Source organism: Pseudomonas sp. (assembly GCF_035554175.1).
In the GTDB taxonomy this organism is placed as follows: domain Bacteria; phylum Pseudomonadota; class Gammaproteobacteria; order Pseudomonadales; family Pseudomonadaceae; genus Aquipseudomonas.
Map to the genome: position 1 here is coordinate 162,225 of NZ_DATMIV010000018.1, position 12,698 is coordinate 174,922.

Below are 12,698 nucleotides of genomic sequence, written 5' to 3' on the forward strand. Positions count from 1 at the left end.
ATACCTGTGGGAGCGAGCTTGCTCGCGAAGAGGCCATGCCATGCAACATTTATGGTGACTGACCTGCTGCTTTCGCGAGCAAGCTCGCTCCCACACTGACCGCGCTCGACTCTGAACATGCACTGACCACAAGAGGTTCCATGCCCAATCGCCCGCCTCTCGACGCCATCACCGCCCGCTGGTTGCCGTGGGTCGTCGCCATCGCATTTTTCATGCAGTCCCTCGACGGCACCATTCTCAATACCGCACTGCCGGCCATGGCCAGCGATCTGGCCGAAGACCCGTTGCGCATGCAGGGCGTGATCATTGCCTACATGCTCACCGTGGCCTTGCTGATCCCGGCTTCCGGCTGGATCGCCGACCGCTTCGGCACCAAGAAGATCTTCTTCGGCGCGATCCTGCTGTTCAGCTTCGGCTCGCTACTGTGCGCCTTGTCGAGCAGCCTGAGCATGCTGATCGGTGCGCGGGTGATTCAGGGCCTCGGCGGTGCGCTGATGCTGCCGGTCGGGCGGCTGGTGGTGCTGCGCGCCTACCCGCGCTCGGAGCTGGTGCGGATCATGGGCTTCATCACCATTCCCGGCCTGCTCGGCCCACTGATCGGCCCGACCATGGGCGGCTGGATGGTGGAGTATTTGACGTGGCACTGGATCTTCCTGATCAACCTGCCGGTCGGGGTGATCGGTTGTTACGCGGTGTGGAAATTCATTCCCGACCTGCGCGGCACCGAGCGCACGCGCTTCGATAGCCTGGGCTTTGTGCTGTTCGGCGCGGCAATGATCCTCATCACCATCGCCATGGAAGGCCTTGGCGAGCTGCACCTGCCGCATCTGCGCGTGATGTTGCTGCTGTTCGCCGGCATGGCCTGTCTGGCGGCGTACTGGTTGCGCGCCGGGCATATCGAAAATCCGCTGTTCGCGCCGTCGCTGTTCAAGACCCGCACCTTCGCCGTCGGCATTCTTGGCAATCTGTTCGCGCGTCTGGGCAGCGGCGCCCTGCCGTTTCTGGTGCCGTTGCTGCTGCAAGTGGCGTTGGGTTACTCGCCCTCGCAAGCCGGCATGAGCATGTTGCCGCTGGCGGCTGCGGCGATGGTTGCCAAATGGGTCGCGCGGCCGCTGATCGAGCGTCTCGGCTATCGCATCGTGCTCACCGGCAACACCCTGGCACTGGGGATCATGCTGGCAAGCATGGGCCTGGTCAGCGAGCAGACGCCTTACTGGCTGCTGCTGTGCCTGCTGGCGGTGCTCGGGGCGATCAACTCGCTGCAATTCACCGCGATGAACACCGTGACTCTGATCGACCTCGACGATGCCAGCGCCAGCAGCGGCAACAGTCTGCTGTCAGTGGTCGCGCAGTTGTCGCTGAGCCTGGGTGTGGCTTGCGCCGGTGCGCTGCTCGGCGGCTTCACCGCCAAGGTCGGCAACGATGGCGTGGAAACCGTGCTCGGCGCGTTCCAGCTGACCTTCGTCACGGTCGGCGTGATGGCGATGCTGGCGGCGACAATCTTCTCGCAGCTGTCCAAGGAAGACGGACGGCGCGCTAAACGTCCACAAGAACACATCGAACACTGATTCTGCTGAAGGACTCCCTGTAGGAGCTGCCGAAGGCTGCGATCTTTTGATCTTGTTTTTTAAAGCAAAATCAAAAGATCGCAGCCTTCGGCAGCTCCTACAGGGGAATGTGGTCCCTCACACAGGCTGATCTCCAGTCAGAGAAACTCTGGGGCTGTTCGTCCAGAACTGTCGAGGAAACGGGCACGGGGCTGCTACACTGCGCGACATTTTGTTTTGCAGGCCAGTCCCGTGACCACCATCGCCACCGCTTTTAATACTCTGCCGCTGTCCGCCGCCATGCTGGCTAACCTCGAATCACTCGGTTATGCCCAGATGACGCCGATCCAGGCGCAGAGCTTGCCGGTGATCCTCAAGGGGATGGACCTGATCGCCCAGGCCAAGACCGGCAGCGGCAAGACCGCCGCGTTCGGCATCGGTCTGCTCAATCCGATCAACCCGCGCTACTTCGGTTGCCAGGCGCTGGTGATCTGCCCGACCCGTGAACTGGCCGACCAGGTCGCCAAGGAAGTCCGCCGTCTGGCCCGCGCCGAAGACAACATCAAGGTCCTGACCCTCTGCGGCGGCGTGTCGTTCGGCCCGCAGATCGCATCGCTGGAACACGGCGCGCACATCATCGTCGGCACCCCGGGGCGCATCCAGCAACACCTGCGCAAGGGTTCGCTGGTACTCGATGGCCTGAACACGCTGATCCTCGACGAAGCCGACCGCATGCTCGACATGGGCTTCTACGACGCCATCGAAGACATCATCATCAAGACTCCGGAGCGTCGGCAGACGCTGCTGTTCTCCGCGACCTACCCGGTGGGCATCAAGCAACTGGCCTCGAAATTCATGCGCGATCCGCAGACCGTCAAGGCTGAGGCATTCCACGACGACACACAGATCGAGCAGCGCTTCTACGAGATCTCCCCGGAAGAGCGCATGAGCGCGGTGACCAAAGTCCTGCACCACTTCCGTCCGGCATCCTGCGTGGCGTTCTGCTTCACCAAGCAGCAGGTGCAGGAAACCGTCGATCACCTGACCGCCAAGGGTATTTCCGCGGTCGGCCTGCACGGCGATCTGGAACAGCGTGACCGCGATCAGGTACTGGCGATGTTCGCCAACCGCAGCACCTCGGTGCTGGTCGCCACCGACGTCGCCGCCCGTGGCCTGGACATCGATGCGCTGGACATGGTGATCAACGTCGAGCTGGCCCGCGATTCGGAAATCCACATTCACCGCGTCGGCCGCACCGGTCGCGCCGGCGAGAAAGGCATTGCCATCAGTCTGGTCGCGCCATCCGAAGCGCACCGCGCGCAGGCCATCGAGCAATTGCAAAAAGCCCCGCTGAACTGGGATCAGATCGACAATCTCAAGTCCCAGGGCCTGGCGCCACTGCAACCGCCGATGACTACCCTTTGCATCGGCGCGGGCCGCAAGGACAAAGTGCGTCCGGGCGACATTCTCGGTGCATTGACCGGCGAAGCCGGCATTCCCGGCGCGCAGGTCGGCAAGATCGCGATCTTCGATTTCCAGGCCTACGTGGCAGTTGAACGCACCGTGGCCATGCAGGCCTTGCAGCGCTTGAACGACGGCAAGATCAAGGGCCGCTCGCTGCGCGTACGCATCTTGTAAGAACGACGCGATCCCCCCTGTAGGAGCTGCCGAAGGCTGCGATCTTTTGATCTTGATCTTGGTCTTGATTTTGAAAAAGCAGGATCAAAAGATCGCAGCCTCGTTTCACTCGTCAGCTCCTACATAGCTCCTACATAGCTCCTACACAGTTGGTTTTGGTGATATTTGCGAGGACACCGCTTTGCGCTCTACCGAAGTCGTGATCATTGGCGCTGGCGCGGCCGGCTTGATGTGTGCCCTGACCGCCGCCGGGCGCGGGCGGCAGGTGTTGCTGCTCGACCACGCGAACAAGGCCGGCAAGAAAATCCTCATGTCGGGCGGTGGCCGCTGTAATTTCACCAACATGTACACCGAACCGAGCAATTTCCTCTCGCAGAATCCGCATTTCTGCAAATCGGCTTTGGCGCGCTACACCCAGTGGGACTTCATCGGCATGGTCGGCAAACACGGCGTGCCCTACCACGAGAAGAAACTCGGGCAGCTGTTCTGCGATAACAAATCCAGCGACATACTCGGCATGCTCCTCGATGAATGCGATCAGGCTGGCGTCGAGCTGCACCTCGACACCTCGATCCAGACCATCGAGAAAGTCGACGAGGGTTACCTGCTCGACACCACCCTCGGCCAGGTCCAATGCCAGTCGCTGGTAATCGCCACGGGAGGGCTGTCGATCCCGACCCTCGGTGCGACGGGCTTCGGTTATCAGGTAGCGAAACAGTTCGGCCATGAACTGCTGCCGACCCGCGCCGGGCTGGTGCCGTTCACCATCACTGACCAGCTCAAGGATGTGTGCACAGAGTTGTCCGGGACGTCGGTGGATTGTCTGGTCAGCTGCAATGACCAGAGCTTTCGCGAAAACATCCTGTTCACCCACCGTGGCCTCAGCGGCCCGGCGATCCTGCAGATTTCCTCGTTCTGGGAGCCTGGCGACACCGTCGAGATCAATCTGCTGCCGGATCACGACGCCGCGAGCTGGCTGCAACAGCAAGTCGCCGAGCGCCCGAACAGCGAGCTGAAAACGTTGCTCGGTGAGATCTTCACCAAGAAGATGGCCAACCTGCTGGCAGACAACTGGTTCGTCTCCAAACCGATGAAGCAGTACACCCATGCTGAACTGGCGCAGATAGCCGACAGGCTCGGCAGCTGGAAAGTCGTGCCGGCGGGGACTGAAGGCTATCGCACGGCTGAGGTGACGCTCGGTGGCGTCGATACCCGCGAGGTTTCGTCGAAGACCATGGAATCGCTGAAAAGCCCTGGCCTGTATTTCATCGGTGAAGTCCTCGACGTCACTGGTCACCTGGGCGGGTTCAACTTCCAGTGGGCCTGGGCCTCCGGCTACGCTGCTGCGCAGTACGTCTAACGCAAAACCCTGTAGGAGCTGCCGAAGGCTGCGATCTTTTGATCTTGATCTTTAAAAAAAAGATCAAAAGATCGCAGCCTTCGGCAGCTCCTACACAGTTGTCATGTGTGATGCAGTAAGGAACACTTTTTGCTGTCAGATGTGCTCGGCGCCATTGCGTCGGCGTCATTACTGGCTCAATTTAGCGGCATCGCCTCGGAAGGCCTTCGCACTTCATGTCCTCGACCTCGTTTCGTCAGTCTTTGCGGCGCCTGTGGGCGCTGGATAAATTCAGCTACAGCGTGCGGGTATTCATTGCCCTGACCGGCAGCATGGCGCTGTGTTGGTATCAGGATGAAATGGGCTTGCTGATCCCGTTGTTCCTCGGGATTATCGCCAGCGCCCTGGCCGAAACCGACGACAGCTGGCAGGGCCGCCTCAACGCCCTCGCGGTGACGCTGGTGTGCTTCAGCATCGCCGCGCTGTCGGTGGAATTGCTTTTCCCTTACCCGATCATTTTTGCCGTAGCTCTGGCGCTGGCCAGTTTCGGCCTGACCATGCTTGGGGCGCTGGGCGAGCGTTACGGTGCGATTGCTTCCGCGACGCTGATTCTGTCGGTGTACACGATGATCGGCGTCGACCAGCGCGGCGGCGCGGTCACTGATTTCTGGCATGAGCCGATGCTGCTGGTCGCCGGTGCGGCGTGGTACGGCCTGCTCTCGGTACTGTGGCAGGCGCTGTTTTCCAATCAGCCCGTGCAGCAGAGTCTGGCGCGCCTGTTCCGCGAACTGGGCCTTTACCTGAAGCTGAAATCCTCACTGTTCGAGCCGATCCGGCAAATGGACGTTGAAGCCCGCCGCCTCGAACTGGCGCAGCAGAATGGCCGCGTGGTTGCGGCGCTCAACACGGCCAAGGAAATCATCCTGCACCGGGTTGGCAATGGCCGGCCCGGCTCTAAAGTCAGTCGCTACCTGAAGCTGTATTTCCTCGCACAGGACATCCACGAACGCGCCAGCTCTTCGCACTATCCTTACAACGCCCTGGCCGAGGCGTTCTTCCACAGCGATGTGCTGTTCCGCTGCCAGCGCCTGCTGCGCCAGCAAGGCAAGGCTTGCCGCGCGTTGGCCGAGTCGATCCAGATGCGCCAGCCGTTCATCTACGACGCCAGTTTCGCCGAGGCCCTGAACGATCTGCACGCCTCGCTCGAACACTTGCGCATCCAGAGCAACCCGGCCTGGCGCGGACTGCTGCGTTCGCTACGGGCGCTAGCCGCCAACCTCGGCACCCTCGATCGCTTGCTCAGCGACGCGAGCAATCCCGATGCCCTGGCCGACGCCACTGACAGCAGCCTGCTCGACCGCTCACCGCGCAACCTCAAGGACGTGTGGATTCGCCTGCGCACGCAACTGACGCCGACCTCGTTGCTGTTCCGCCACGCCCTGCGCCTGCCACTGGCACTGAGCATCGGCTACGGCATGGTGCACCTGATTCACCCGTCGCAAGGCTACTGGATCATCCTCACCACGCTGTTCGTCTGCCAACCGAACTACGGCGCCACCCGGCGCAAACTCGGTCAACGGATCATCGGCACGGCCATCGGTCTGACCGTGGCCTGGGCGCTGTTCGATCTGTTCCCCAACCCGGTGGTGCAGTCGTGCTTCGCCATCGCCGCCGGCGTGGTGTTCTTTACCAATCGCACCACGCGCTACACCCTCGCCACGGCGGCGATCACCATCATGGTGCTGTTCTGCTTCAATCAGGTCGGCGATGGCTATGGGCTGTTCCTGCCACGGCTGTTCGATACCCTGCTGGGCAGCCTGATCGCAGGGCTGGCGGTGTTCCTGTTCCTGCCGGACTGGCAGGGCCGACGGCTGAACAAAGTGCTGGCCAACACCCTGACCTGCAACAGCATCTACCTGCGGCAGATCATGCAGCAATACGCCGCCGGCAAGAGCGACGACCTCGCCTACCGCCTCGCCCGACGCAACGCACACAACGCCGATGCGGCGCTGTCGACGACGCTGGCAAACATGCTCATGGAACCGGGGCATTTCCGTAAGGAGGCCGATGTCGGTTTCCGCTTCCTAGTGCTGTCGCACACGCTGCTCAGCTATCTGTCGGGACTCGGTGCGCACCGCGAAACGCAGCTACCGGCGGATGTGCGCGAGCATTTGATTGCAGGCGCCGGGGTGAAACTGGCGACCAGCATCGACGAAATCGCCCAAGGCCTGGCAAGCAAGCAGCCGATCGCGATTCAAAGCGATGAAGAGGAAGCGCTGGCCAACGAGCTGGAGCAGATGCCGGACGAGATCGATGAAGGTCAGCGTCTGGTGCAGACGCAGCTGGCGCTGATTTGCCGGCAGTTGGGGCCGCTGCGCACGTTGGCGGCGCATTTGATCAAAGAGGTCTAGCTACAAGCTGCAAGCTGCAAGCTGCCCCGGCTTCTCACTTGAAGCTTGTAGCTTGAAACTTGTAGCTCCCAACTACATCCCGTGCCGCCTCAGCAACTTCTCATAAGTCCCGTCAGCCTTCATCGCCTCTATGGCTCGATCGAACCCGGCCACAATCTGCTCATGCTGCGGGTTCTTCAGGCTGACCAGAATATGCAGGCTGTTCTCACTCAATGGTTTGGATAGAAACTCCACCGAATTGCGCACCTTGGCCGATTCACGTGCCAGGTAGTATTTCGCCACATACTCGTCTTCCAGGGTCAGCTTGACCCGATCCGCGGCAAGCATGCGGATGCCCATGGCGAAGTTATGCACAGGGATTTTCTGCATCGCCGTGTCGGCATCGAACGGTGCCGAATAGGCATACCCGCGCACCACCGCAATCGGGTAGGTATGCAACTGCTCCAGGTTGTTGTATTCGATGGGCGCGTCTTTGCGCTTGAGGAAGCGAATGCGGTTGATCAGGTACTCAGCGGAAAACTCGCCGATCTGCGTGCGTTCGTCGTTGTACCAGGCATTGACCAGCACGTCGTAACGCCCTTCGCCAATGCCCAGCAATGCCCGCGCCCACGGCACTTGCTCGTAACCGCTGGCATAGCCGGCGCGAGCCAGTGCGGTGCTGACAATGTCAGTGGCCAGGCCACCATTGACCAGTGCGTCGTCGGTAAATGGCGGCCAGTTATCGAACACCAGCCGCAGCTTCTGCGCTGCGGCATCCTGGCCGAGCAACAGCAGTCCGATCAAAGCAACGGCTTGCAGCAATCGCAGCATGCTTGAACATCCTCAGCGGGCATCCGCCCGACGTGGTTTCACGTCAAAATCCAAGGCCCCTTACCGGCAAAACCCAAGCATTGAACATTAGCTCATGGGAGCCGGTGCACAGTGCTCTTGAGCAGATTACACAAAGTCGCGGGCGTGGCGAAAAAGGAATGATGGCATTTTGACCTTTATCACAGACTGATACGCCATACAGACATCCGCAGCGGCTGGGCTTAGTATCGGGCGACACGTTCAAGGAATCGGAAAATGACAATCGAGTGGATCTGCAAACATCACAGCGATCTGGGCAAAGAGCAGTTGTATGCACTGCTGAAACTGCGCTCGGACGTGTTCGTGGTCGAACAGAAATGTGCCTATCCGGATCTCGACGGCCAGGATCTTGAGGGTGATACCTACCACCTGATGGGCTGGGAGAATGATCAGTTGATGGCTTACCTGCGCCTGCTGGACCCGGAATCCCAGGGCGGCGACGTGGTAATCGGCCGCGTGATCACCGCCCCCGCCGCTCGTGGCAAAGGGCTGGGCCACGCGATGATGGAACAGGCGCTGAAACAAGCGCAGAAGCATTGGCCACAGGTGCCGATCTATCTGTCGGCGCAGGCGCATCTGCAGGGGTATTACGGCAAGTACGGGTTTGAAGTGGCGGGTGAGGAATATCTCGAAGATGACATTCCCCACATAGGCATGCGTCGTTCTTGAGGGCCCTTTCGCGAGCAGGCTCGCTCCCACAGGAGAATGTATTTCAAATGTGGGAGCGAGCCTGCTCGCGAAGGCGTCAACTCAGGCACCGCGAATGTCAGGGATATTCCAGGACAGCTTTGATCTGCCGCAAATTCCGTTCGATCCACCCGCGATCAATGGCCCCCCACTCGCGAATCCGATAGCGCCCCGCGTGGTTGCGCGCGCCCTCTTCCTGCTCGAATTCACAGACGATATCCAGATCGGCCAGCGCGGCGATGGTGTCCTGCGCCGTGCGCCGGGGCATGCCGGTCACTGCGGTCAGCGTCGGCACGCTTGGCGCCAGGCCACTGTCGATCAAATAGGCCACGTAGAGACGGCGATAGAAACTGCTTTTGGTCTTGCTTACGTCCATCTAAACACTCCCGACGTTAAAAGATCGCAGCCTTCGGCAGCTCCTACAGTTGGAATGCGATCTTTTGATTTTCATTGCATATCGCGCCATGTCAGGTACACGCGCAGATCGAATTCGATCTGGTGATACCCCGGCAGCATGTGCTCGCATAATTTGTAGAACGCCTTGTTGTGATCCGATTCCTTGAAGTGCGCCAGTTCATGCACAACGATCATCTTCAGAAAGTCCGGCGCGGCGTCCTTGAACAGCGAGGCGATGCGGATTTCCTTGTTGGCCTTGAGCTTGCCGCCCTGCACCCGCGAGACCGTGGTGTGCAGACCGAGGGCGCGGTGGGTCAGGTCGAGGCGGTTGTCGAACAGCACCTTGTCGATGGCCGGGGCGTTGCGCATGTACTGCTGTTTGAGATCCAGCGCGTAGCTGTACAACGCTTTGTCGCTCTGCACGTCATGCCGGCCCGAATAACGTTGATCCAGGTAGTCACCCAGCCGCCCTTCGGCGATCAGTTGGCGCACCTGATCCTGCAAACGCTCGGGGTAGGCCTGGAGGTACTTCAACACAGTCATGGACGGCAGCACGGTTCAAAAAAAGGTGCGCCAGTGTAGCGAATTCAACTGGTCAGCGCGCTCCAGTCGAAGGGCTCGACGAAGGCGGCGGCGTCCTCGGCAATCAACGGTCGCGCCACCAGGAAGCCCTGCACATATTCGCAGTCATGGGCTTGCAGCCACCGGTATTGCTCCACGGTTTCCACCCCTTCGGCGATCACCAGAAGACCGTATTGCTTGCACAGGTCGATGACCATGCGCACCAGCGCAGCATCACGCGGCGAGTCCGGCAGGCGCGCGATGAGGTGGCGGTCGAGCTTCAGCGTGTCCAGTTCCAGATCACGCAGATGCGCCAGGGAGCATGATCCAGAACCGAAATCATCCAGCGCCACGCGCACCCCCAGATGACGCAGCAGCCGCAGTTGCTTGCGGGTTTCGTCCGGATTCTGCATCAGCGCGTCTTCGGTGACTTCGACTTCCAGTTGCCATGGCTGCAGAGCATGGCGCTCAATGACCTGGCGCAACTCAGTGACCAGGTTCGGCAGCCCGAACTGAGTGTTGCTCAGGCTCACGCCCAGCACCAGATCGTCGGTGAACAGCGTCTCCCAGGCTTTGCGCTGCCCGGCACCACGGTGATAGATCCAGCTGCCGAGGCGACTGATCAGGCGCGCCTCTTCGAGCAACGGCAGAAACAACCCCGGCGGCACATCGCCGACACTTGGATGCTGCCAGCGCAACAACGCCTCGAAACCCCGGATCCGCCCGCTGCCAATCGCCACCTGCGGTTGATAGACCAGATTGAAATCGCGGTTCTCGATGGCATTGCGTACGCTGTCCTCAAGCATCAACCGCGAGCGTGCGCGGCCATTCATTTCATGATCGTAGAAACGATACTGCTGCCGCCCGGCACGCTTGGCTTCGTACATGGCAATGTCCGAGGCGCGCAGCAAACCGTCGAGGTTGCGCCCACAGTCAGGATAAGTCGCAATGCCGATACTGGCGCCAAGGACGATATCCAGCCCTTCGATCTGCTGACAGACCGACACCCGTTCAATGAGCTTCTCGGCAATCTTCGCTGCCTGCTCGGGAAATTCCAGATCCAGCAGCGCGGTGAATTCATCGCCACCCATGCGCGCGAGAATGTCGAACGGCCGCAGGCACGCCTTCAATTGTTCGGAAACCCAGCGCAGCACACGGTCGCCGGCATCATGCCCGAGGGAGTCGTTGACCCGTTTGAAGCCGTCGAGATCGAGATAGAGCAGCACCCAACTGCTGTCGCTGCGTTCGCCGCGCAACAGCAGGTTTTCCACGGTCTGGTAGAAACCGCGACGGTTGAGCAACCCGGTCAGTGGATCGGTAACCGCCTGGAACTCCAATTGCTGGTGCAGATGCCGCACCACCGACATGTCCAGCACGGTCACCACCATGGCGTGCTGTTCCGAAGACAGCGGCGCACAGGACAACGCCACCGGCACTTGCTGCCCGGGCGCGGTGCGCAATGACGCATCATGCAGACGCAGGGTCTCGCCACGCTGGTAACCGGCGTAAAACTCGGAATCGGCCCACAAGGGAATATGCGGTTTCTGCAGGAAATCGAGAAACTCCTTGCCCTCAAGCTCCTTGACCGGCGCGTTGAGCAGCCGCGAAATCGCCGGATTGGCAAAGCGGATCACGCCGTCCTCGCTCAGCACCAGAATGCCCTCGGCGGCGTTATCCAGCACCGAGGCATTGAAGGCGCGCGCCACTTCCAGGTCATGACTCAAGCGCTGCAAGGCACGACGATTGCGCTGGTGCTCAAGCAACGCCTGCACTTTGGGCTTGAGGATCTGCGGGTCGAACGGCTTGAACAGGTAATCCACCGCACCGCTGGCATAACCCTTGATCACGGCATCCTGGGATTGCTCGTTGGCGGTGAGGAAAATAATCGGCGTCAGACGCGTGCGCTGGCTGCCACGCATCAGCCGCGCGACCTCGAAGCCATCCATGCCGGGCATCTGCACATCGAGCAAGACCAGATCGATATCGTGCTCGAGCAGAAGGTTGAGCGCCTCGAAACCGGAGGCGGCGGTCATAACGTGCCAATCCTGTCGCTGCAGCAACGCACGCATGCTGATCAGGTTTTCGGGGTAATCATCGACGATCAAAAGGACCGAGTTGCCTTCACCTGGCTGGGGTTGCGCGCATTCCATGCTGCTTCTCTTATCGGGACCGGTTGCCGGCAAAACCATAGACGTACTGAGCCTTCACTCTAGTCGTGGATGCCGCAAAGCAGAAGCTGTCCTCCAGCCATCATTTGGCCAATGTTCCGTCGAGCCGACTAACGGTCAGCGCTGAAGCCCCCGAAATCCGGGAAAGATGGCATTTCGACAGGATGTTGACGTCAATCATCCGCCGGACGGGCATTAACAAAAATAGCCGCTACGCTTATAAAGGCGCCCCGAAAAGGCGCGGGCTAGAGCTTCTGGCACCCGCGTTCAGGATGAATCGAGTGGAAGAACAGACATGATCGATCTCGCAACCTGGAACCTCAGCGTTCCCGTTGGCAGCCCGCCATACACCGTAGAAACCGAAAAACTGGTGAATGGCTTCAAGGATCAATACTTCCATTCCGACACCGGCACCTTATTCTTCTGGTCCCCGGTAACCGGGTCAAAAACCGAAAACGCCATCTATCCGCGCACCGAATTGCGCGAGACTTACAGCAACGGCACCCTGCGCAACTGGTACTACCCCGACGCCGACAACCTGCTGCGAGCAACCCTCACGGTCAACAAAGTGCCAAGCTCGGGCAAGATCGTCATCGGCCAGATCCATGCCTATGAAAGTCAGAAGCCGATGCTCAAACTCGAGTACCAGTACAAGACCAAAACCGAGACCGGCAACCTGGTTATCAAAGTGCGCATGCGTCCCGATGACGAAGAAAGCCGCGTCATCACCCTCGCCACCGGCATCAAGCTCGACCGCGAATTCAACTACCTTATCCACTTGAGTCCCGGCGGTGCGCTGGGCGTGAGTGCGGCGGGGTATCAGTGGGATTCCCAGATCAGCGCGAGCTGGCGGGACAAACCGTTGTATTTCAAGGCCGGGGTGTATGTGCAGGACAACACCGGCTACACCAGTGAGGGTGGGCAGGTGACTTTCTCCAAACTCGACATCGATCACGACAAGTAACCCATTTCCTCATCGCATTCCCCTGTAGGAGCTGCCGAAGGCTGCGATCTTTTGATCTTGATGTTTGGCGGCTCTTGGGAGCGCCAGAATCAAAGTCAAAAGATCGCAGCCTTCGGCAGCTCCTACATTTAAACGGGA

10 protein-coding genes are annotated in these 12,698 nt (G+C 60.2%); 6 read left to right on the forward strand and 4 right to left on the reverse strand.

All coding sequences use genetic code 11. The annotated features are described in order from the left end of the window. Window positions 1-140 precede the first annotated feature (140 nt). The 4 genes from mdtD to yccS all read left to right on the forward strand — a co-directional run bounded on the left by mdtD (window position 141) and on the right by yccS (window position 6,935). The gene (gene mdtD / locus VNV36_RS07965) at window positions 141-1,568 is read left to right on the forward strand and encodes a multidrug transporter subunit MdtD (protein ID WP_414705502.1); all 1,428 of its coding nucleotides are present in this window, start codon (window positions 141-143) and stop codon (window positions 1,566-1,568) included. A gap of 231 nt (window positions 1,569-1,799) precedes the next feature. After that, a complete protein-coding gene (dbpA, locus tag VNV36_RS07970) occupies window positions 1,800-3,185 on the forward strand; it encodes an ATP-dependent RNA helicase DbpA (RefSeq protein ID WP_024014613.1) in 1,386 nt (461 codons plus the stop codon). A gap of 181 nt (window positions 3,186-3,366) precedes the next feature. After that, window positions 3,367-4,545, forward strand: coding sequence for a BaiN/RdsA family NAD(P)/FAD-dependent oxidoreductase (locus tag VNV36_RS07975; RefSeq protein ID WP_325717285.1), 1,179 nt, complete (start codon window positions 3,367-3,369; stop codon window positions 4,543-4,545). Window positions 4,546-4,760: 215 nt separating this feature from the next. Continuing rightward, entirely contained in the window at window positions 4,761-6,935 is a 2,175-nt protein-coding gene (gene yccS, locus VNV36_RS07980) for a YccS family putative transporter (protein ID WP_325717286.1), read from the forward strand. A 72-nt stretch (window positions 6,936-7,007) separates the two neighbouring features. Here yccS and VNV36_RS07985 read toward each other — a convergent pair whose 3' ends face one another. After that, window positions 7,008-7,745, reverse strand: coding sequence for a substrate-binding periplasmic protein (locus VNV36_RS07985; RefSeq protein ID WP_325717287.1), 738 nt, complete (start codon window positions 7,743-7,745; stop codon window positions 7,008-7,010). 255 nt (window positions 7,746-8,000) lie between these two features. On the opposite strand from VNV36_RS07985, the gene VNV36_RS07990 reads away from it, so the two are divergent. After that, window positions 8,001-8,453: a GNAT family N-acetyltransferase gene (locus VNV36_RS07990; RefSeq protein ID WP_325717288.1), complete on the forward strand. Its 453-nt coding sequence runs from the start codon at window positions 8,001-8,003 to the stop codon at window positions 8,451-8,453. Window positions 8,454-8,550: 97 nt separating this feature from the next. Here the strand turns inward: VNV36_RS07990 and VNV36_RS07995 are convergent, their stop codons facing one another. The 3 genes from VNV36_RS07995 to VNV36_RS08005 all read right to left on the reverse strand — a co-directional run bounded on the left by VNV36_RS07995 (window position 8,551) and on the right by VNV36_RS08005 (window position 11,578). Continuing rightward, a complete protein-coding gene (locus tag VNV36_RS07995; protein WP_325717289.1) occupies window positions 8,551-8,847 on the reverse strand; it encodes a winged helix-turn-helix domain-containing protein in 297 nt (98 codons plus the stop codon). A 71-nt stretch (window positions 8,848-8,918) separates the two neighbouring features. Then, window positions 8,919-9,410, reverse strand: coding sequence for a M48 metallopeptidase family protein (locus tag VNV36_RS08000; protein WP_042606612.1), 492 nt, complete (start codon window positions 9,408-9,410; stop codon window positions 8,919-8,921). A gap of 44 nt (window positions 9,411-9,454) precedes the next feature. Then, the gene (locus VNV36_RS08005; RefSeq protein ID WP_325717290.1) at window positions 9,455-11,578 is read right to left on the reverse strand and encodes a putative bifunctional diguanylate cyclase/phosphodiesterase; all 2,124 of its coding nucleotides are present in this window, start codon (window positions 11,576-11,578) and stop codon (window positions 9,455-9,457) included. Between the two features lie 313 nt (window positions 11,579-11,891). Here VNV36_RS08005 and VNV36_RS08010 point away from each other — a divergent pair, with 313 nt between their 5' ends. Beyond that, window positions 11,892-12,560, forward strand: a complete 669-nt coding sequence (locus VNV36_RS08010; protein WP_325717291.1) for a polysaccharide lyase family 7 protein — start codon at window positions 11,892-11,894, stop codon at window positions 12,558-12,560. Window positions 12,561-12,698: the final 138 nt, after the last annotated feature.

Excerpts from the sequence above, each read along its gene's own strand:
- mdtD (WP_414705502.1), top strand. The coding sequence starts at position 141 with ATGCCCAATCGCCCGCCTCTCGACGCCATCACCGCCCGCTGGTTGCCG.
- yccS (WP_325717286.1), top strand. The coding sequence starts at position 4,761 with ATGTCCTCGACCTCGTTTCGTCAGTCTTTGCGGCGCCTGTGGGCGCTG.
- VNV36_RS07985 (WP_325717287.1), bottom strand. The coding sequence starts at position 7,745 with ATGCTGCGATTGCTGCAAGCCGTTGCTTTGATCGGACTGCTGTTGCTC.
- VNV36_RS07990 (WP_325717288.1), top strand. The coding sequence starts at position 8,001 with ATGACAATCGAGTGGATCTGCAAACATCACAGCGATCTGGGCAAAGAG.
- VNV36_RS07995 (WP_325717289.1), bottom strand. The coding sequence starts at position 8,847 with ATGGACGTAAGCAAGACCAAAAGCAGTTTCTATCGCCGTCTCTACGTG.
- VNV36_RS08000 (WP_042606612.1), bottom strand. The coding sequence starts at position 9,410 with ATGACTGTGTTGAAGTACCTCCAGGCCTACCCCGAGCGTTTGCAGGAT.
- VNV36_RS08005 (WP_325717290.1), bottom strand. The coding sequence starts at position 11,578 with ATGGAATGCGCGCAACCCCAGCCAGGTGAAGGCAACTCGGTCCTTTTG.
- VNV36_RS08010 (WP_325717291.1), top strand. The coding sequence starts at position 11,892 with ATGATCGATCTCGCAACCTGGAACCTCAGCGTTCCCGTTGGCAGCCCG.